Source organism: Allobosea minatitlanensis (assembly GCF_964020775.1).
Map to the genome: position 1 here is coordinate 4,388,588 of NZ_OZ224509.1, position 18,878 is coordinate 4,407,465.

Here is an 18,878-nt window from a genome sequence, read left to right on the forward strand (position 1 = left end):
GGATGACGCAGCACTGGCGGAAACCACGCTCACTTCGACGCGGTCCGCTCGAACTGGCGCAGCATCTGGTTGCCGCGCTCGACGGCCGCGTCGAGGGCCGCCTTCGGGCTCTTCTGGCCGTTCAGCGCCGCCTCCAGCTCCTCCGACCAGACGTCGCGGATCTGGACGAGGCTGCCGTAGCGCAGGCCCTTGGAGTTGTCGGTCGGCTCCTTGTTGGTCAATTCGAGCAGCGGGGTCTCGAGGAAGGGCTTGTCCTTGTAGAAGCCGGAGGCCTTGACCTTCTCGTAGGCCGCCTTGGTGATCGGCAGATAGCCGGAGTCGGTGTGCAGCTTCACCTGCCGGTCGACGTCGGAGAGGAAGGTGAAGAACTTGGCCACGCCCTTGTACTCGTTAGCCGGCTTTCCGCCCATCACCCAGAGCGAGGCGCCGCCGATGATCGAGTTCTGCGGCGCGCCCTGCACCTCCGGGTAATAGGGCATCGGGGCGTTGCCCCAGTCGAACTTGGCGTTCGCCTGGACATTGCCGAAGAAGCCGGAGGAGGTCAGGAAGATCGGGCATTCGCCCGAGGTGAAGCGGCCTTCGCCATTGTTGGTGCGGCCGGAATAGTCGTAGGTCTTGTCCTTCTGCAGCTCGACCAGATTGGTCCAGTGCTTCAGGAAGAGCGGGCTCTGGTTGAAGGTCATCACCGCGTCGGTGCCGGCCATGCCGTTGACCTTGGTCGAGAGCGGAACGTTGTGCCAGGCGCCGAACTGCTCGATATTGGCCCAGGTCGCCCAGGCGTTCGAGAAGCCGCATTTGTCGTAGCCGGCGGCCTTCAGCTTCTTGGCGTCCTCGAACACCTCAGGCCAGGTCTTGGGCGGCTTGGCGGGGTCGAGGCCGGCCTTCTTGAAGGCGTCCTTGTTGTACCACATCACCATCGACGACGAGTTGAAGGGGAAGGAGAGCATCTCGCCCTTCGCCGTCGAGTAGTAGCCGGTGATCGCCGGCAGATAGGCCTTCGGATCGAACGCCTCGCCGGCGTCCTTCATCAGCTCATAGACCGGCTTGATCGCGCCCTTGGCCGACATCATCGTGCCGGTGCCGACCTCGAAGACCTGGAGGATGTGCGGAGCCTGGCCGGCCCGGAAGGCGGCGATGCCGGCATTCAGCGTGTCGGGATAGGAACCCTTGTAGACCGGGACGACCTTGTAGTCCTTCTGGGCGGCGTTGAAGTCGTTGGCGAGCTTGACGATGACGTCGTTGTTGGCGCCGGTCATCGCATGCCACCACTGGATCTCGGTCTGGGCGAAAGCCGGCGAAGCACCGGCGAGCGCGAAGGCCGCGACCGACATCAGGATACGCGATTTGATGGTCATGGAGTGTCTCCCTTCCGCGGGCGGCTCCCCGCCGCGGTTCTTGTCGTTGGTGCGCAAGCTAGCATGAAGCGCGGGCGACAGTTCAATGACAAATCGATGACGCCCGAAGCAATCCGCCTATGGTCGCGAACCGGCTTGCGCATTTGCGCATAAGCGGCTGTTCTCCGGCTTCGACGAATTCTCTCGCGGACGAACGACATGCCCGATTTCTCCCTCTCCGTCGCCAACGCCCTCCCGCAGGATGCCGGCGCCGCCGTGCTGGCCGGCCGCGTCTGGCGCCCCGACCGGGGCGGGCCGGCGGTGGTCACCATCCGCGACGGGCAGGCGATCGACGTCACGGCGCATTTCCCGACGAGCCGCGACCTGTGCGAATCGACCGACCCGGCCAAGGCGCTGCGCGCCGTCGAGGGCGAAGCCGTCGCGCCCCTCGCCGAGGTGCTGGCCAACACGCCGGTCGACAGGCGCGACCGCAGCAGGCCCTGGCTGCTCTCGCCGCTCGACCTGCAGGCGGTGAAGGCGGCCGGCGTCACCTTCGCCGTCTCGATGCTGGAGCGCGTGATCGAGGAGAAGGCGCGCGGCAACCCCGCCGCCGCCGCGACGATCCGCGCGGAGATCGGCAAGCTGATCGGCGACGACCTCTCGAAGCTCAAGCCCGGATCGCCCGAGGCGATGCATCTCAAGGAGGTGCTGATCAAGCAGGGCGCCTGGAGCCAGTATCTCGAGGTCGGCATCGGCCCCGACGCCGAGATCTTCACCAAGGCCCCGCCGATGTCGACGGTGGGCAGCGGCGCCGATGCCGGGCTGCACCCGGCCTCGAGCTGGAACAACCCGGAGCCCGAGATCGTGCTGATCGTCGCCTCGGACGGGCGCATCGTCGGCGCGACGCTCGGCAACGACGTCAACCTGCGCGACGTCGAGGGCCGCTCGGCCCTCTTGCTCGGCAAGGCCAAGGACAACAACGCCGCGGCCGCGGTCGGCCCCTTCATCCGCTTCTTCGACGACGGCTTCACGCTCGACCATATCCGCCGGACGACGGTGACGCTGACGGTGGAGGGCGAGGACGGCTTCCGGCTCGAAGGTTCCTCCTCGATCGCCAGGATCAGCCGCGACCCGGCCGACCTCGCCGCGCAGATGATCGGCCCGCACCACCAGTACCCGGACGGGGCGGCGCTCTATCTCGGCACCATGTTCGCGCCGATCGAGGACCGCGACTCGGCCGGCGGCGGCTTCACCCACAAATACGGGGACATCGTCACCATCGCCGCGCCCGAGCTCGGCAGCCTGGTCAACCGGATGAAGCGCACCGACGAATGCGAGCCCTGGACCTATGGCGCCTCGCATCTGATGCGCCATCTGGCGAAGCGCGGGCTGCTCTGAGGGGACCGGCCGGTTTCTGCGACCGCGTCAGGCTGCTGGTAAGGTTTTCCTGTCATAAGCCAGGCCGGACCAGGAGGGTTCGGCGTGGCGATGAGCGACATCGGGAGACATTCTCCGACACGGAGCGGCCGGAGAATCGCGGGGCTGCTGCTGTCGCCCGGCGCATGGATCGCCGCCTTCGCCGCCCTGGCGGTCCTCGCCTTGCTCCTGCCGCTGCGCCTGCCGCTCGGCCCCAACGCCTGGGACACCGTCGTCTATCTCGACGCCGCCTGGCGCATCGTGCTCGGCCAGGTGCCGAGCATCGATTTCTTCGCCCCCGTCGGGCCGCTCGGCTTCTACCTGACCGCGGGCTTGCGCGATCTCTTTCCGCACGCCCAGCCGATGCTGCTGGTCAACTGGGCGCTGCTGCCGATCATGCTGCCGGTGCTGGCGCTGCTGGCCGGCCATGTCGCGCGGCGGTCGCGCGGGCAGGCGCTGGCGCTCGTCCTGCCCTTCCTGCTGTTCGCGGCGCTGCCGATCAACCTGTACGCGCTCTTCCCCGCGCCGGGCTTCGACGGCTACGGCTTCTACAACCGCCACGGCGCGCTGCTGCTCTATCTGCTGATCGCGGCGCTGCTCTTCGCGCGGCATCGCGGCCTGCAGACCGGCCTCGTCGCCGTGCTGATGCTGGCGCTGTTCCTGACCAAGGTCACCGGCGCCGTCTCCGGCACGCTGCTGGTCGGCTACGCCATGCTCAGCGGGCGGATGCGCCTGCGCGACGGCGTCGCGGCGGCCGCGGCCGTGCTCGCGACGCTCGGCCTGCTCGAAGCCGCGACCGGGCTGACCTCGGCCTATCTCGCCGATATCCTGACGCTGCTCGAGCTCAACACCGGCACGCTGCTGCCGCGCTTCCTGACCGTCGCCTCGGTCAAGTTCAACGTCGTCGGCCCGGCGCTCGCCCTGATGGGGCTGCTCGCCTATGCCGCCTGGCGCGACGGCCCGCCGCGCACGCCCGCGGGCTGGCGCGCGCTCGCCGATGCCCCGCTCGGCTGGATGGCGGCGGGCTTCGCCGCGCTCGCCTTCTTCGAGACGCAGAACACGGGCTCGCTCGAATTCATCGGCCTGTGGCCGATCCTGCTGCCGCTCCTGCTCGGCGCCTGGCAGCAGCAGGACGGCCGGCTGCGCCCGGCGATCCTCGTGCTGGTGCTGGCGACGGCCCTGCCCTCGGCCGTGATCTGCCTGGAGCGCGGCATGCGCGCCGTGATGAGCGCGCCGGGCTATGCGGCGCTCGACCTGCCCGATCTCGGGCCGCTCGGCCGCGTCAGCGTGAAGCCGGAGATCGCCGCGCGCGCCGCCGCGATGCTGGAGCACTATGCCGCCTTCCCCGAAGGCTATCGCGACCTCGCCCGGCGCGACCTGCTGCCGTCCTACATCTTCTATTCGGAGATCGACTACCAGGCGAGCTGGCTGCTCGAGATCCAGCAGGGCATTGCGGCGCTCCGCGCCTGGGAAACGGCGAACAAGCGCCAGCTCAACGAGGTCTTCACGCTCGATTTCGTCGACCCGATGAACCTGCTGCTCGAGCGCAGCCCGCCGACCGCCGTACCGGTCGGCGTCGATCCCGGCCGCAGCACGCCCGATCTCGAGCCCGACACCTTGTCGCGCCTGCGCGAGGTCGACGCGATCCTGGCGCCGAAATGCCCGGCGACCGGCCCGCGCGAGGCCATCCGCCAGCATTTCGCCGGCGCGCTCGCAGGGCGCGACCGCATCGCGCTGGCGCCCTGCTGGGACATGTATCTGCGGCCATAGAGCAGCGGCCCGGCCCCTCTTCCGGTAGCGGATCATGCGCCGATACCGACAGCCCGGGCGAAGCGCATACGATAGTCAGTCCGGCGTTTTGGAGCAGCCCGCGGGCTCAGCCGGCGGCGGCCTGCCCCGCCTCCCATCCGAGGATGGCGCGCTTGCGCGTCAGCCCCCAATGATAGCCGGTGAGCGCGCCGGACTTGCCGATGACGCGGTGGCAGGGCACCACGAAGGAGATCGGATTCTTGCCGACCGCCGCGCCGACGGCCCGCGCCGCGCTGGGCTTGCCGATATGGCTGGCGACGTCGCCATAGGTGGTGGCGCAGCCGACGGGGATCCGCAGCAGCGTCTCCCAGACCCGGACCTCGAAATCGGTGCCGATCAGCACGACGCGCAAGGGCGTCTCCGGCGTCCACGCCTTCGGCTCGAAGATGCGAGCGGCATAGGGCGCCGTCAGCGCCGGGTCGTAATGGTAGTCGGCATGGGGCCAGCGCCGCATCATGTCGGCGAGCGCCTCGGCCCGGCCGCCGACGACCTTGCCGCCGTCGACGCTGTTCGAGACCCAGCCGAGCCCGGCGAGGCCGCGGTCGGTCATCACGATCAGCGCCTCCCCGAAGGGCGAGGGGTGGAAGCCGTAGGACAGCTTCAGCCCCTCGCCGCCGAGCTTCCATTCGCCCGGCGACATCGCCTCATGAGTGACGAAGAGATCGTGCAGCCGGCCGGGGCCCGAGAGCCCGACCTCGAGCGCGGTATCGAGAACGCTGGCCGACGAGGCCAGGAGCCCCTTGGCATGGTCGAGCGTGATCGCCTGCAGGAAGGCTTTCGGAGTCAGGCCGCACCAGCGCCGGAAGAGGTGGTGGACATCGGTCGGCGTCGCGCCGGCCGCCTCGGCGATCGCCTCGATCGTCGGCTGCTCGCGCCAGTTATGGGTGATGAAGGCGAGGATGCGCCGCACCGTATCGTAATCCGAGCCCGGCGCCGGCGCGGGGAAATCCGCCGCCGGCGGCATGGCTTCGGCGGCGCGCGCCAGCACCGCATTCGAGAAGCGCGTCGGGGTCATCGCCGTTTTCATCGGAGCCTGAGCGTTCATGGCCAATCTCGCATCTGCCGTCATGATGCGAATCTAGGGCCCGCAGCTTGCCGTTCCCACCCGAAAGCTGGCAAGGACAGGGTTTCCCATGCCCCATTGCGCGACTTGAAGAGCAAGCGCGCCGGACCTGCCATGACGAATCCTGCAGGCGGCCTGCAGGCGGCGGGCATACGATCGGGCTGGCGCAGAAGCGCTGAAGCCGGTCAGGGCGCGCCGTAATCCGGTCCGCGGCGCGCGCTCGCCAGCGCCGCGCCGAGCGCGTCGGCGAAGCCCGCCCGCTCCTGCGGCGAGAGCGCCGCCGCGACCGCGACGCTCTGCCCGCGCGAGACCAGGGCGAGGCCGAGCAGGCCGTAATCCTCGTCGGTCTGCCGTTCGAGACGGGTCCAGACCGGATTGAAGCGCCAGACCGCCTCGCGGCCGTGATGCGAGACCTTGCGCAGCAGGACCTCCAGCGGCGTCACCACGATGCGCTCGAAGGCGCGGGCGTGGCGGAAATTGACGTGGAAGGCAATGAATAGCGCCAGCACGTCGAGGCCGAAGAAGCCGGCGACCGGCCAGGCGCCGAGCACGACGAAGGGAACCGAGGAGACCACGCTCGACAGGCAGACCAGCGTCATCACGATGCGGAAGCCGTGCTGGCCGAGCGAACGATGCGGCGTGATGGTCGCGTCGAAGACCGGGCGCCGGGCGGCGTCGCTCCTGTCGTCTGCGGGGCTCTTGTCGAGGTCCATACGTGGATTATAACGCCGTCATGGACCAGCAGAACAGGCCCCCGCGCAAGGCCGCGCCCGCAAAGCGCATCACATTGGCGCGCGCCCGCAAGCCGGCCGAGATCCGCGAGATCTTCGAGCGCTTCCGGGCCGCCAATCCCGAGCCCAAGGGCGAGCTCGAGTCGGTCAACGCCTTCACCCTCCTGGTCGCGGTCGTGCTCTCGGCCCAGGCGACCGATGCCGGGGTCAACAAGGCGACGCGCCCGCTCTTCGCCATCGCCGACACGCCGGAGAAGATGGTGGCGCTGGGCGAGGACGCCGTGCGCGACTACATCAAGACGATCGGCCTCTACCGCAACAAGGCGAAGAACGTCGTCGCGCTGAGCCAAAAGCTGATTACGGAATTCGGCGGCGAGGTTCCGGCCACGCGCGAGGCGCTGGAGAGCCTGCCCGGCGTCGGCCGCAAGACCGCGAATGTCGTGCTCAACATCGCCTTCGGCGGGATCACCCACGCCGTCGACACCCATGTCTTCCGGGTCGCCAACCGGCTACGGATCGCGCCGGGCAGGAACGTGATGCAGGTCGAGCTCGGGCTGGAGAAGGCGGTGCCGCCGGAATTCGGCCGCCACGCCCATCATTGGCTGATCCTGCACGGGCGCTACACCTGCAAGGCGCTGAGGCCGGAATGCGCCCGCTGCATCCAGAACGATCTCTGCGACTCGCCCGACAAGCGCGTCGCCTGAGGGCGGGCAAGCCGCGCCCGGCGCGCGCCTTGGAGCCAGGCCGCGCCGGACCGGGGAGACGCCGCGATGCCTCAGGCGGTCGCGTGCGGCTCGTGGCGATAATCCCAAACCGCCCAGGCCGAGGTCGCCGCGGTCAGCAGGCCGAGGACGAGATGGGCCCAGAAAGCGGAGGGATTGCCGGTGAAGCCGAGCACCCAGGGCGAGGCCACCAGCCAGAGCCCGAGCGCGAGGTTCAGCCATTCCTCCCATTCGGCGAAGGCCGAAAGCGCGGCGATCGCGATCAGGGCGAGAACCACGCCGACGACCCAGGCATTGCGCGTCGGCATGATGTCGGCGGCATAGCCCATGTACCAGGGCGAGAAGAACAGCAGCGCGGCAAGGATCAGGTTCACCCAGTCCTGGGAGCGTCTGGCATTCGCATGCGCGGTCAACATGATCACCTCCATCGGTGACGATCATCCAACCACCGCGCCTCGCGCACGAGGCGCTTGGTCGTCGCGATTATAGAGTTAGGCCGGCATGAACGCAAGAACAGACGAGGAACGCCCTCAGCAGGCGAAGGCAGGCCGATCGCTCAGTATCCGCGCGCCGGGTCGACGGCGTGCAGCAGCGGCTCGCCGGCCTCCAGCCGCCTGATCTGGGCCGCGACCACGGCGGCGATCGCCTCCGGCTCGGACATCGCCGCGTTGTGCGGGGTGATGGTGATGCCCGGATGGCTCCAGAGCGGCGATTCCGCCGGCAGCGGCTCGGTCTCGAAGACGTCGAGCGTCGCGCCCTTGAGCGTGCCCGCATCGAGCGCGGCGACGATGTCGTCCGCGACCTGAAGCCCGCCGCGGCCGGGATTGATCAGGAAGGGCCCGCCGAGCCGGCCGTCCTGCGCGAGCCCGGCCAGCAATTCGGCATCGAGGATGCCGCGCGTCTCCGGCGTCAGCGGGACCAGGCTGACCAGGATGTCGGTGCGCGCCAGGAACGCCTTCAGCCCCGCCTCGCCGGCGAAGGTCTGCAGCCCCTCGACGGTCTTCGGCGAGCGGCTCCAGCCGGCGACGTCGAAGCCGATCACCCTAAGCTTGGCGGCGGCGTCGAGGCCGAGCTCGCCCAGCCCCATGATGCCGACGCGCACGGCGCGCGCCGCCGGCTGGCTGCGGTCGTCCTGCCACAGCCTCGCCTGCTGCTGGCGCATGTAGCGGTGCTGCTGGCGCAGATACATCAGGCAGTGGAGCACGACATATTCGCTCATCCGCGCCGTCAGGTCCGGGTCGACGACGCGCGCGATCGGCACCTCCGGCAGCTTGTCGTCGGCGAAGAGGAAATCGACCCCGGCGCCGAGCGAGAAGATCGCCGCCAGATTGGGCAGGCCGGTGAGGCTCCCGGCCGGATGCTTCCAGCTCGCGACATAATGCACGGCACGGCGGTCGAAGGGCTCGCCCAGCACCACGACCGGCATCTCCGGCAGCAGTGCCTGGAAGCGCGCCCGCCAATCCTCGGCATGCCAGCCCGTCATGGCCAGAAGCAAACTCATGCCCGTGCTCTCTCCGTGATCCTTGCGGCGATCAGTTCGCCTCGTGCCGCACCCTCTCCGATCCGATAGGCCTTGCGCAAGCGCTCGGCCGCCGCGCCGGCGGCCTCCTCGCTGCGGGCATGGACGATGGCGAGCGGCCGCTCCGGCCCGACCTCCTCGCCGATGCCGGCGAGCTCCGTCAGGCCGACGGCCGGATCGATGCCGTCCTGCGGCCGCACCCTTCCGCCGCCGAGCGCGACCACCGCGAGCCCGACGGCGCGCGTGTCGATGCCCGCGACCCGGCCCGCCGCCGCGGCGAAGACCGGCCGCGCGACGGGCGCCGCGGCGAGGTGCCGCGCCGGCGCCTCGAGCAGGTCGGCGGGGCCGCCGAGCGCAACCACCATCCTGGCGAAACGCTCCGCCGCGGCGCCGGAGGCGAAGGCCCGCTCGATCCGGCCGCGCGCCTCGTCGGGGCCGGCGGCCAGACCGCCGAGCAGCAGCATCTCGACCCCGAGCGCGACGGTGACCTCATGGAAGCGCGGCTCGCGCCGGCGGCCGGTCAGATGGTCGAGCGCATAGGCGACTTCGAGCGCATTGCCGGCCGCGCTCGCCAAGGGCTCGTCCATGTCGGTAAGCAGTGCCGTGGTCGGCAGGCCGGCGCCGTTGGCGACGCCGACAAGCGCCTGCGCCAGGGCGCGCGCCTCGGCCGGCGCGGGCAGGAAGGCGCCGGAGCCGAACTTCACATCCATGGCGAGGCCGTGCAGCCCGGCGGCGAGCTTCTTCGACAGGATCGAGGCGGTGATCAGCGGCAGCGATTCCACCGTCGCCGTGACGTCGCGGATGGCGTAGAGGCGCTTGTCGGCGGGCGCCAGATCGGCGGTCTGGCCGATGATGGCGCAGCCGGCCTCGCGCACCGCCTTGCGGAACAGCGCCGTATCCGGCTGGCTGACATAGCCCGGCACCGCGTCGAGCTTGTCGAGCGTGCCGCCGGTATGGCCGAGGCCGCGGCCCGAGATCATCGGGACATAGCCGCCGCAGGCCGCGACCGCCGCGGCGAGCGGCAGGCTCACCGTATCGCCGACGCCGCCGGTCGAGTGCTTGTCGAGGGCGGGGCCGGGCAGATCGTCCCAGTTCAGCACCGTGCCGGAATCGCGCATGGCCAGCGTCAGCGCCACGCGCTCCTTCGCGGTCATGTCGTTGAAATAGACCGCCATGGCGAAGGCCGCCGCCTGTCCCTCGCTGACAGAACCGTCGGTCAAACCGGCGATGAGCTGGCGGATATCGGCCTCCGGCAGCTCCCGCCCGTCGCGCTTCGACGCGATGATCTCCTGCGTCAGCCGCATCAATAGGATCCCGTCGTCGCCTGGCCGGCCGGCCCGCCGTCCATCGCGCCGATCAGGGCGCCGTAGAGTCCGCTCGCGCCGAAGCGGAAGCTTCGCGGCGTCGCCCAGTCCGGCCCCATGATCGCGTCGGCGAGGTCGAGATAGGCCTTCGCATCGGCCAGCGTGCGGATGCCGCCCGAGGGCTTCAGCCCGACCGGCCGGCCGGCCCCGGCGATGACGCCGAGCATCGCCCGCGCCGCCGGCAGGCTGGCCGAATGAGCGGTCTTGCCGGTCGAGGTCTTGATGAAATCGGCGCCCGCGGCGATGGCGAGACCGGCGGCGACCGTCACGCTGTCGGGATCGGGATATTCGCCGGTCTCGAGAATGACCTTGAGCAACCTGTCGCCGCAACGCGCCTTGACGTCCCGCACCATCGCGCTCCCCGCCGCCGTGTCGCCGGCGAGCACCGCCCGCCAGGGCAGGACGAGGTCGATCTCGTCGGCGCCGGCCGCCAGCGCCGCCCCGGTCTCGCCGATGACCGCGGCGACCGGGCTGTCGCCATCCGGGAAATTGACGACCGTCGCGATCCTGACCGGGCCGTCGCCCAAAGCCTCCCGTGCCACCGCGACGAAGCGCGGCCAGAGGCAGACCGCCGCCACCGGCACGGGGCCGCAAACGGCGCGGCGGCAGAGCGCGCGGGCGCCCTCCGCCGTGGCGTCCTCGGCGAGGTCGGTCAGGTCGAGCAGCGCCAGCGCCCGCCGGGCCAGGATGCCATTGGCACGGGCTTCGTCCGACATCGCCATCTCAGAGCTCCGAAAGGAAGGCGCGCAGCAGGCGCCGCAGCGAACGCGCGGCCATGGCGGCGACGTCGCGCGTCTCGCTGTGATGCGGGGCGCCGCCATGGAGGCCGGCGCCCATATTGGTGACGATGGAGAGGGCGGCGACGCGGATGTCGCGGCGACGCGCCAGGATGACCTCCGGCACGGTCGACATGCCGACGAGATCGGCGCCGAGCGTCTTCGCCATGCGGATCTCGGCCGGCGTCTCGAAGCTCGGGCCGGAGAACCACATATAGACGCCCTCGCCGAGCGGCACCCCGGCATTCGCGGCCGCCCGCTTCAGGCGCCCGCGCAGCAGCGGATCATAGGCGTCGACCATCGGCACGAAGCGGCCGTCGCCGCGGTCGCCGACCAGCGGGTTGGGGCCGTTGAGGTTGATGTGGTCGCAGATCAGCGCGAGGCTGCCCGGCCCCATTTCCGGCCGGAGGGAGCCCGCCGCATTGGTCAGGATCAGCGGCGGCGAGCCGAAGGCGGTGAGCAGGCCGAGCGGGACGCGCATCACCGCCGGATCGCCGCCTTCGTAGTAATGGGCGCGGCCCTGATAGATCAGCACCTTGCGGCCGAAGAGCGTGCCGTAGCAGAGCTGCCGGGCATGGCCGGAGACCTCGCCCTGCGGAAAGCCGGGAATGTCGGCGTAGGCGATCCGCACCGGATCCTGCATGTCGTCGACCACCGCGCCGAGCCCGGTGCCGAGCACCAGCGCGCATTCGATCGGACCGTCGACGCCCTGGTCGATCAGCGCTGACGCCGCCGCGTCGAAGGCCGGATCGGCCGCCATGCCCACTCCTTCCGGCCATCCTCGCGGCCGCCGCAAATCACCGCGGCAGGTTGGCCGGTCCGAAGGACGCTGGCAACAGCTCTTCCAGCGTGAAACGGGCGCGGATGCCTTCCGGGCCGGCGATCGCGACCGGCGTCTCGGGCGCGGCGAATTCGCGGATGCGCTGGCGGCAGGCGCCGCAGGGCGTGACGCGTTCCGCGCCCTCGCCGAAGACGAGAATCGCGCGAATCACCCTGGCTCCGCCCGCGACCATCGCGGAGACGGCGCCGGCCTCGGCGCAGGAGCCGACCGGATAGGCGGCGTTCTCGACATTGCAGCCGACATAGATCGCGCCGTCATCGGCCAGCAGCGCAGCGCCGACCTTGAAGCGCGAATAGGGCGCATAGGCCTGGCGCTGGATGCGGGCGGCGGCGGCAAAGAGCGCGTCGAAATCGGGTTCGGCCGGGTCGGCGTTCTTCACGTCAGCGTTCCTTGACATAGGGGGTTCCGGAGGCCTTCGGCGGCGTCGCCTTGCCGATGAAGCCGGCGAGCAGCACGATCGTCATCAGATAGGGCAGGGCCTGGATCGCTTCCACCGGCACGAGGCCGATTCCCGGCAGGCTGACGCCCTGGAGCCGGATGGCGACGGCATCGAGCAGGCCGAAGAGCAGGCAGGCGCCCAGCGCCCGCCAGGGCCGCCAATTGGCGAAGATCACGGCGGCGAGCGCGATGAAGCCGCGCCCCGCCGTCATCTGCGGCAGGAAGCCGGCCGATTGCGCCACGGCGAGATAGGTGCCGCCGAGGCCGCAGAGCAGGCCGCAGATCGCGACCGCCGCATAGCGCAGCCCCGCCACCGAAATACCGGCCGCGTCGACCGCGGCAGGGTTCTCGCCCACGGCCCGGATGCGCAGGCCGAAGCGGGTGCGCTTCAACAGGAACGCCGTCGCCAGCACGCAGGCGAAGGCGAGATAGGCCGGCGCGGCGTGGCCGGAGATCACCTCGTCATAGATGAGGCCCAGCCCCGGGACATGCGTGCGGGCCCCCTGCGCGAAGGGCAGCGCCAGCTCGCCGAAGCGGGCGGCGCCGTCGAGCGGCGGCGTGCGCCCGCCCTGCCCGTACCAGGCATTGCCGAGCACGACGGCGAGCCCCGCCGCCAGCATGTTGACCGCGACGCCCGAGACGATCTGGTTGCCGCGCCAGGTGATGGCGGCGAAACCGTGCAGCAGCGCCAGCGCGACCGAGGCGAGGATGCCGGCGCCCAGCCCCGCCCAGGCCGAGCCGGAGACATGGGCGGCGACCGCGGCGGCGAAGGCGGCGATCAGCATCTTGCCCTCGAGGCCGATATCGACGACGCCGGCCTTCTCCGACCAGAGCCCCGCCATCGCGGCGCAGATCAGCGGGATCGACAGCCGGACCGTGGAATCGAGCACGACGGCGATCGTCTGGAGGAGGTTCATCAGCCGGCTCCAGGTCCGGTGCGGGACACCCCAGCCGTCATTCCGGGGCAGGCCGAAGGCCTGAGCCCGGAACCCATGAACACGGGAACTGATCGTCGAAGCAGGGTGGCCCCCGCAGCGCCTCTTCCGGCAAGCCCCGGCGGATAGGGGTTCCGGGCTCTTCGCTGCGCGAAGCCCCGGAATGACAGGGTGTGTCCGAGCTTCGTCCTCACCCCATTCCTCCGCGACCCAGCACACCCGCCACCAGCTTGCGGAACAATCCGTCGAGCGCCCCGGCGAAGAGGATCAGCACGCCGCCGATCACCACCACCATGTCGCGGGTGATGGTCGGCTTGTCGAAGGAGAGCTCGGCGCCGCCCTGATAGAGCACCCCGAAGAGCAGCGCTGCCAAGCCGACGCCGACCGGATGGCCGCGCCCCATCAGCGCCACCGCGATGCCGACGAAGCCGTAGCCGGCGGTGAAATCGAGCACCAGCCGGTGCTGCACGCCGAGCGCCTCGTTGACAGCGAGCCCGCCGGCGAGCGCGCCCGAGATCGCCATGGCGATCATGGTCACCGCCGCCGGCGAGATGCCGGCATAGGCGGCGGCGCGCGGATTGGCGCCGACGGTGCGGATGGCATAGCCCAGCCGCGTGCGCCAGATCAGCAGCCAGACCGCGACGAGCGCCAGCAGCGCCAGCAGGAAGGCGGTGTTGAGCGGCGTCGCCGGCAACCTGACGCCGAGCGGGGCGAGGAGCCGGTGCATCGGGGTCAGAAGCACCTGCGCGGGGAAATCCGGCGTCTCGGGCTGCATCGAGCCGGTCCGGCCGATGATCTCGCGCAGCAGATAGACGGCGAGCGCCGCCGCGACGAAGTTCAGCATGATGGTGGTGATGACGACATGGCTGCCGCGCTTCGCCTGGAGCCAGCCGGGGATGAAGGCATAGGCCGCGCCGCCGGCCGCGGCCGCGAGGATGGCGACGGGCGCGGCGAGGAAGCCCGCGGCCGACAGGAAGCCCGGCATGGCCGAGAGCGCCGCGCAGGCGAGCGCCGCGCCAATGCCGGCAATGGTCGCCTGCCCTTCCCCGCCGATATTGAACAGCCCGGCATGGAAGGCGACCGCGACGGCGAGCCCGGTGAAGATGAAGTTCGTGGCGTAGTAGAGGGTGAATCCGATGCCCTCGGCGCTGCCGAGCGCGCCGCGCAGCAGCAGCGCCGTCGCCTCCAGGGGGTTCTCGCCGATGCCGACGACGACGAGGCCGGCGACGAGCAGGGCCGCCGCGGCCGAGACGAGCGGAACCAGCGCGTTGTCGGCCCAGCGCGGCAGCGCGACGGGCGCGGCGCTCATGCCGCCTCCTCCGCGACGCCGGCCATCAGCAGGCCGAGATCGCGCTCGTCCGCCGCATCCGCCCGGCGCTCGCCGGTGATGCGGCCGCCGCACATCGCCAGGATGCGGTCGGACAGCGCCATCACCTCCTCCAGCTCGACCGAAACGAGCAGGATGGCGACGCCGGCATCGCGCAAGGCCAGCAGCCGGCGATGGATGAACTCGATCGCGCCGATATCGACGCCGCGCGTCGGCTGGCCGACCAGCAGCACCCTGGGATGCCGCTCGATCTCGCGGGCGAGCACGATCTTCTGCTGGTTGCCGCCGGAAAACGCCGCGGTGCTGAGCGCCGGGTCGGGCGGGCGCACGTCATAGGCGGCGAAGGCCGCCCGCGCATGCGCCGCGATCCGCTGTGGCGACATGAGCGGGCCGGTGCCGAAGGCCGGATCGCGCTGATAGCCGAGGATCGCGTTCTCGGCGGCGCTGAAGGCGGTGACGAGCCCGCTGCGCTGGCGGTCCTCCGGGATGTGCATCAGGCCGCGCGCGCGCAGCCTCGCCGGATGGCGGTCCGCCGTCGCGAGTATCTTGCCATCAAGGCGGATGACGCCGCGCGTCGGCTGGAGCAGCCCGGCGAGCACCTCCAGCAATTCGCTCTGCCCGTTGCCCGCGACCCCGGCGATGCCGACGATCTCGCCGGCATGGAGCGTCAGGCTGACCTCCCGCAGGGTCTCGCTGCCGCGCGCGTCGCGGCAGGACAGGCCGACCGCCTCGAGCACGGGCGCGCCGCGCTCGCGCGGCGGCTTCTCGACCCGCAGCAGCACGTGCCGGCCGACCATCGCCTCGGCCAGGGCCGGCGGCGATGTCGTCGCCGTGACGAAATGGCCGACCATCTCCCCCCGGCGCATCACCGAGACGGTGTCGGTCACGGCCATGATCTCGCGCAGCTTGTGGGTGATCAGGATCACGGTCCGGCCCTGCGCCTTGAGCGCCCGGAGCAGGGCGAAGAGCTGGTCCGCCTCGGCGGGCGTCAGCACCGCGGTCGGCTCGTCGAGGATCAGGATCTCCGCCCCGCGATAGAGCGCCTTCAGGATCTCGACGCGCTGCTGCAGGCCGACCGAGAGGTCGCCGACAAGGGCGTCGGGGTCGATGGCGAGGCCGTATTCGCGCGAGAGGCGGGTCAGTTCCGCCCGCGCCTTCGCCAGCCCGCCCTTCAGCAAGGCCCCGCCCTCGGCGCCGAGCATGACGGTCTCGGCGACGCTCAGCGTCTCGACCAGCATGAAATGCTGATGGACCATGCCGATGCCGTTCGCGATCGCGTCGGCGGGGGAGCGGATGCGGCGCGGCTGCCCCTTGATCCGGATCTCGCCGGCATCGGCCTCGTAGAAGCCGTAGAGGATCGACATCAGCGTCGATTTGCCGGCGCCGTTCTCGCCGACGATGCCGTGGATCGAGCCGGCGGCGACCGCAAGCGTGACGTCCCGGTTGGCCGCGACCGCGCCGAAGCGCTTCGAGATGCCGGCGAGCGCGATCGCGGGAGGGGAAGGAGCGGTGCTCAAGAGCGCGGCCTGCGCCTCACATCGTGCATTTCTGGTCGGACATGTAGTCGTGAACCTGGATCCTGCCCGCGATGATGTCGGCCTTGGCCTTGTCGGCGGCGGCCTTCATCTCCGGCGTGATCAGCGCCTTGTTGTCGTCGTCCAGCGCCCAGTCGACGCCGCCTTCCTTGAGGCCGAGCACCGAGAGGCCCGGCTTCCAGCTCCCGTCCTGCGCCGCCTTGAAGGAGTTGTAGGCGGCGATGTCGACGCGCTTCAGCATCGAGGTCAGGATCTTGCCGGGATGCAGCGCGTTCTGGTTGGAATCGACGCCGATGCCGAGCCTGCCGGCATCGGCCGCGGCCCTGAGCACGCCGATGCCGGTGCCCCCGGCGGCGTGGTAGATCACGTCGGCGCCGCGGTCGATCTGCGACTTGGCGAGCTCGCCGCCCTTGACCGGATCGGCCCAGGCGGCCGGGGTCGAGCCGGTCATGTTCTGGAAGATCTCGGCATCGGGCCTCGCCGCCTTGATGCCCTGGACGTAGCCGCAGGCGAATTTGCGGATGAGCGGGATGTCCATGCCGCCGACGAAGCCGAGCTTGCCGGTCTTCGAGGCCATCGCCCCGAGCAGGCCGACGAGATACGAGCCCTCATGCTCCTTGAACACGATCGACTGCACGTTCGGCAGGTCGACGACCATGTCGATGATGGTGAATTTCAGGTCCGGGAACTCGGCGGCCACCTTCTGCAGCGCCGTCGCCTGGCTGAAGCCGACGGCGATGATCGGCGAGTTGCCGTCGCGGGCGAAGCGGCGCAGCGCCTGCTCGATCTGGGCGTCGTTGTTCGGCTCGAAATCGCGGAAGGCGACGCCGGTCTCCGTCCTGAACCGCTCGGCGCCGGCGAAGACGCCCTCGTTGAAGGATTTGTCGAACTTGCCGCCCTTGTCGTAGACGACCGCCGGCTTGATCGGCTGCTGCGCGAAAGCCGCCATGGCGGACAGCGCGACGCCCGCCAGCGCCGCCGCGAGAGAACCCAGACGCATCGCATCGTCCCCTGTTGAAGCCGGGGCCGTTGACCGGCCCTCGAGCGCGCCACGATGGCATGATGCGGCGGCCCGGCCAAGCCGGCGAAAAACCGGGTCGCCGCCGCGACGCGATTGCCGAGGCGGGGCCTGCGGCCTTATCCTGGGGCACCATGCTGAACGACGACGAGATCGAGCGCTATGCGCGCCATATCGTCCTGCCGGAGATCGGCGGGCCGGGGCAGCAGAAGCTGAAGAACGCCCGGGTGCTGATTGTCGGTGCGGGCGGGCTCGGCGCGCCGCTGATCCAGTATCTGGCGGCGGCGGGCGTCGGCAAGATCGGCATCGTCGACGACGACATCGTCTCGCTCTCGAATCTGCAGCGGCAGACCATCTTCGCCACCGCGGATATCGGCAGGCGCAAGGCCGTGGCGGCGGCGGACTTCATCCGCCGGCTCAACCCCAACGTCGTGGTGGAGGAGCACGTCACGCGGATCGACCCGCACAACGCCCGGGCGCTGATCGCCTTCTACGACGTGGTCGCCGAGGGCTCCGACAATTTCGCCACGCGCTACGCCGTCTCCGACGCCTGCTTCCACGAGCATCGGCCGGCGGTGATGGGCGCGCTCGGGCGTTTCGACGGCTCGCTGACCACGATCCGCGCCCATGAGACCGGGCCGGACGGGCGGCCGAACCCGACCTGGCGCTGCCTGTTCCCGGAAGCGCCGCCGCCCGGCGCGATCCCGACCTGCGCGGAGGCCGGCGTGCTGGGCGCGCTGCCCGGCGTCGTCGGCTCGCTGATGGCGCTGGAGGTGGTGCGCGCCGTCACCGGCTTCGGCGAGCCGCTGGTCGGCAAGCTGCTGCTGGTCGATGCGCTGACGATGCGCTTCGAGACGCTGCGCTATGGCTGGGACGAGGCGAACCCGCTGAACGGCACCGGCGCCGCGGCCTGATTTCGAGATAGTTCAAACGGTGTCATCCCGGGCGACCGAAGGGAGACCCGGGATCCATGCCGGAACGGTTCAGGCATGGATCCCGGATCGGCGCCGCTGAAGCGGCTTGTCCGGGATGACACGCGGAGGTGGAAATCTCAGCGCTTCGCCTCGATCACGTCGAAGAGCTGCGCCGCGAGGTCCGGGCCGCCGAGCTTCTTGATGGCGCGCACGCCGGTCGGCGCGGTGACGTTGATCTCGGTGAGCTTGCCATGGATCACGTCGATGCCGACCAGCAGCAGGCCGCGCCGGCTGAGCTCGGGGCCGATCGCCTCGCAGATCTCCAGCTCCTTCTTCGACAGGTCGGTCGGCCGGGCCGCGCCGCCGCGCACCATGTTGGCGCGCAGGTCGCCCACCGCCGGCACGCGATTGACCGCGCCCGCCGCCTTGCCGTCGATCAGGATGATGCGCTTGTCGCCCTCGCTGACCTCCTTGATGAAGCCCTGAACCACCCAGGGCTCGCGGAAGAGGTTGCTGAACAGGTCGAAGAGCGAGCCGAAATTCGGGTCGGTCCGGCTGGTCTTGAACACGGTCGCGCCGCCATGGCCGTAGAGCGGCTTCATGACGATCTCGCCGTATTCGTCGCGGAAAGCCTCGATCTCGGCCCGATCGCGGGTGATCAGCGTCGGCGGCATCAGCTCCGGGAAATGGGTGACGAAGATCTTCTCGGGCGCATTGCGGACCTCGGCCGGGTTGTTGACCACCAGCGTCTTCGGATGGATGCGCTCCAGCATATGGGTGGTGGTGACATAGGCCATGTCGAAGGGCGGGTCCTGCCGCAGCAGCACGACGTCGAGCGTCGAGAGGTCGATCTTCTCCTCGGCTCCGGCGGTGAAATGGTCGCCCTCGACGTCGCGCACCGTGACCGGGCGCATCGGCGCCGTGACCTTGCCGTCGCGCAGCGAGAGCCGGTCGGGGGTGTAGGTGTAGAGGGTGTGGCCGCGCGCCTGCGCCTCCAGCATCAGCGCGAAGCCGGTATCGCCGGCGATCCGGATGCGCTCGATCGGGTCCATCTGGATGGCGACGCTGAGAGTCATGGCAGGCTTCCTGTTGCAGGCGATTCTTATCGGGCCGCGGAGCGGGTTCCCGCAAGTGGG

18 protein-coding genes are annotated in these 18,878 nt (G+C 70.3%); 4 read left to right on the forward strand and 14 right to left on the reverse strand.

All coding sequences use genetic code 11. The features are described from left to right. Positions 1-29: 29 nt before the first annotated feature. The gene (gene ugpB / locus ACWH43_RS21485; protein WP_375797019.1) at positions 30-1,349 is read right to left on the reverse strand and encodes a sn-glycerol-3-phosphate ABC transporter substrate-binding protein UgpB; all 1,320 of its coding nucleotides are present in this window, start codon (positions 1,347-1,349) and stop codon (positions 30-32) included. 204 nt (positions 1,350-1,553) lie between these two features. Between ugpB and ACWH43_RS21490 the strand changes: the two genes are divergently transcribed. Beyond that, positions 1,554-2,732, forward strand: a complete 1,179-nt coding sequence (locus ACWH43_RS21490) for a fumarylacetoacetate hydrolase family protein (protein ID WP_158444138.1) — start codon at positions 1,554-1,556, stop codon at positions 2,730-2,732. 84 nt (positions 2,733-2,816) lie between these two features. Beyond that, a complete protein-coding gene (locus ACWH43_RS21495) occupies positions 2,817-4,520 on the forward strand; it encodes a hypothetical protein (RefSeq protein ID WP_158444137.1) in 1,704 nt (567 codons plus the stop codon). Between the two features lie 106 nt (positions 4,521-4,626). On the opposite strand, the gene ACWH43_RS21500 is transcribed toward ACWH43_RS21495, so the two are convergent. Then, complete coding sequence (locus ACWH43_RS21500) at positions 4,627-5,523, reverse strand: methylated-DNA--[protein]-cysteine S-methyltransferase (RefSeq protein WP_158444197.1); 897 nt, start codon at positions 5,521-5,523, stop codon at positions 4,627-4,629. A 284-nt stretch (positions 5,524-5,807) separates the two neighbouring features. Beyond that, on the reverse strand, positions 5,808-6,335 hold the full coding sequence (locus ACWH43_RS21505; RefSeq protein WP_158444136.1) for a DUF2244 domain-containing protein: 528 nt from the start codon (positions 6,333-6,335) through the stop codon (positions 5,808-5,810). Positions 6,336-6,355: 20 nt separating this feature from the next. Here ACWH43_RS21505 and nth point away from each other — a divergent pair, with 20 nt between their 5' ends. Then, positions 6,356-7,057 (forward strand): endonuclease III, encoded by a 702-nt coding sequence (gene nth, locus ACWH43_RS21510; RefSeq protein ID WP_158444135.1) that lies wholly within the window; start codon positions 6,356-6,358, stop codon positions 7,055-7,057. Between the two features lie 71 nt (positions 7,058-7,128). On the opposite strand, the gene ACWH43_RS21515 is transcribed toward nth, so the two are convergent. The 10 genes from ACWH43_RS21515 to ACWH43_RS21560 form a co-directional block, all read right to left on the reverse strand. Further along, on the reverse strand, positions 7,129-7,491 hold the full coding sequence (locus ACWH43_RS21515) for an SPW repeat protein (protein WP_158444134.1): 363 nt from the start codon (positions 7,489-7,491) through the stop codon (positions 7,129-7,131). Positions 7,492-7,631: 140 nt separating this feature from the next. After that, entirely contained in the window at positions 7,632-8,576 is a 945-nt protein-coding gene (locus ACWH43_RS21520; protein WP_158444133.1) for a 2-hydroxyacid dehydrogenase, read from the reverse strand. Further along, on the reverse strand, positions 8,573-9,898 hold the full coding sequence (deoA, locus tag ACWH43_RS21525) for a thymidine phosphorylase (RefSeq protein WP_260349034.1): 1,326 nt from the start codon (positions 9,896-9,898) through the stop codon (positions 8,573-8,575). The genes ACWH43_RS21520 and deoA overlap by 4 nt, the downstream gene beginning before the upstream one ends. After that, positions 9,898-10,680 carry a deoxyribose-phosphate aldolase gene (gene deoC / locus ACWH43_RS21530; RefSeq protein ID WP_260349033.1) on the reverse strand — a complete coding sequence of 261 codons (783 nt, stop codon included), beginning with the start codon at positions 10,678-10,680 and terminating at the stop codon, positions 9,898-9,900. The genes deoA and deoC overlap by 1 nt, the downstream gene beginning before the upstream one ends. Before the next feature lies 1 nt (position 10,681). Continuing rightward, positions 10,682-11,494, reverse strand: a complete 813-nt coding sequence (locus ACWH43_RS21535; RefSeq protein ID WP_158444131.1) for a purine-nucleoside phosphorylase — start codon at positions 11,492-11,494, stop codon at positions 10,682-10,684. A gap of 37 nt (positions 11,495-11,531) precedes the next feature. After that, positions 11,532-11,954 carry a cytidine deaminase gene (locus ACWH43_RS21540; RefSeq protein ID WP_260349032.1) on the reverse strand — a complete coding sequence of 141 codons (423 nt, stop codon included), beginning with the start codon at positions 11,952-11,954 and terminating at the stop codon, positions 11,532-11,534. Position 11,955: 1 nt separating this feature from the next. After that, on the reverse strand, positions 11,956-12,930 hold the full coding sequence (locus tag ACWH43_RS21545; protein ID WP_158444129.1) for an ABC transporter permease: 975 nt from the start codon (positions 12,928-12,930) through the stop codon (positions 11,956-11,958). A 208-nt stretch (positions 12,931-13,138) separates the two neighbouring features. Next, positions 13,139-14,257 (reverse strand): ABC transporter permease, encoded by a 1,119-nt coding sequence (locus tag ACWH43_RS21550; RefSeq protein ID WP_158444128.1) that lies wholly within the window; start codon positions 14,255-14,257, stop codon positions 13,139-13,141. Then, positions 14,254-15,792, reverse strand: coding sequence for an ABC transporter ATP-binding protein (locus ACWH43_RS21555; RefSeq protein ID WP_158444127.1), 1,539 nt, complete (start codon positions 15,790-15,792; stop codon positions 14,254-14,256). The genes ACWH43_RS21550 and ACWH43_RS21555 overlap by 4 nt, the downstream gene beginning before the upstream one ends. A gap of 16 nt (positions 15,793-15,808) precedes the next feature. Beyond that, on the reverse strand, positions 15,809-16,810 hold the full coding sequence (locus ACWH43_RS21560; protein ID WP_158444126.1) for a BMP family lipoprotein: 1,002 nt from the start codon (positions 16,808-16,810) through the stop codon (positions 15,809-15,811). A gap of 152 nt (positions 16,811-16,962) precedes the next feature. On the opposite strand from ACWH43_RS21560, the gene ACWH43_RS21565 reads away from it, so the two are divergent. Then, a complete protein-coding gene (locus tag ACWH43_RS21565; protein WP_158444125.1) occupies positions 16,963-17,742 on the forward strand; it encodes a HesA/MoeB/ThiF family protein in 780 nt (259 codons plus the stop codon). A gap of 137 nt (positions 17,743-17,879) precedes the next feature. Here ACWH43_RS21565 and gshB read toward each other — a convergent pair whose 3' ends face one another. Continuing rightward, the gene (gshB, locus tag ACWH43_RS21570) at positions 17,880-18,818 is read right to left on the reverse strand and encodes a glutathione synthase (protein ID WP_158444124.1); all 939 of its coding nucleotides are present in this window, start codon (positions 18,816-18,818) and stop codon (positions 17,880-17,882) included. Between the last annotated feature and the right edge of the window lie 60 nt (positions 18,819-18,878).

Coding starts and splice junctions, on each gene's coding strand:
- ACWH43_RS21545 (WP_158444129.1), bottom strand. CDS start 12,930: ATGAACCTCCTCCAGACGATCGCCGTCGTGCTCGATTCCACGGTCCGG.
- ACWH43_RS21550 (WP_158444128.1), bottom strand. CDS start 14,257: ATGAGCGCCGCGCCCGTCGCGCTGCCGCGCTGGGCCGACAACGCGCTG.
- ACWH43_RS21565 (WP_158444125.1), top strand. CDS start 16,963: ATGCTGAACGACGACGAGATCGAGCGCTATGCGCGCCATATCGTCCTG.
- deoC (WP_260349033.1), bottom strand. CDS start 10,680: ATGGCGATGTCGGACGAAGCCCGTGCCAATGGCATCCTGGCCCGGCGG.
- ACWH43_RS21515 (WP_158444134.1), bottom strand. CDS start 7,491: ATGTTGACCGCGCATGCGAATGCCAGACGCTCCCAGGACTGGGTGAAC.
- nth (WP_158444135.1), top strand. CDS start 6,356: ATGGACCAGCAGAACAGGCCCCCGCGCAAGGCCGCGCCCGCAAAGCGC.
- ACWH43_RS21535 (WP_158444131.1), bottom strand. CDS start 11,494: ATGGCGGCCGATCCGGCCTTCGACGCGGCGGCGTCAGCGCTGATCGAC.
- gshB (WP_158444124.1), bottom strand. CDS start 18,818: ATGACTCTCAGCGTCGCCATCCAGATGGACCCGATCGAGCGCATCCGG.
- ACWH43_RS21500 (WP_158444197.1), bottom strand. CDS start 5,523: ATGCCGCCGGCGGCGGATTTCCCCGCGCCGGCGCCGGGCTCGGATTAC.
- ACWH43_RS21560 (WP_158444126.1), bottom strand. CDS start 16,810: ATGCGTCTGGGTTCTCTCGCGGCGGCGCTGGCGGGCGTCGCGCTGTCC.
- ACWH43_RS21520 (WP_158444133.1), bottom strand. CDS start 8,576: ATGAGTTTGCTTCTGGCCATGACGGGCTGGCATGCCGAGGATTGGCGG.
- deoA (WP_260349034.1), bottom strand. CDS start 9,898: ATGCGGCTGACGCAGGAGATCATCGCGTCGAAGCGCGACGGGCGGGAG.
- ACWH43_RS21505 (WP_158444136.1), bottom strand. CDS start 6,335: ATGGACCTCGACAAGAGCCCCGCAGACGACAGGAGCGACGCCGCCCGG.
- ACWH43_RS21490 (WP_158444138.1), top strand. CDS start 1,554: ATGCCCGATTTCTCCCTCTCCGTCGCCAACGCCCTCCCGCAGGATGCC.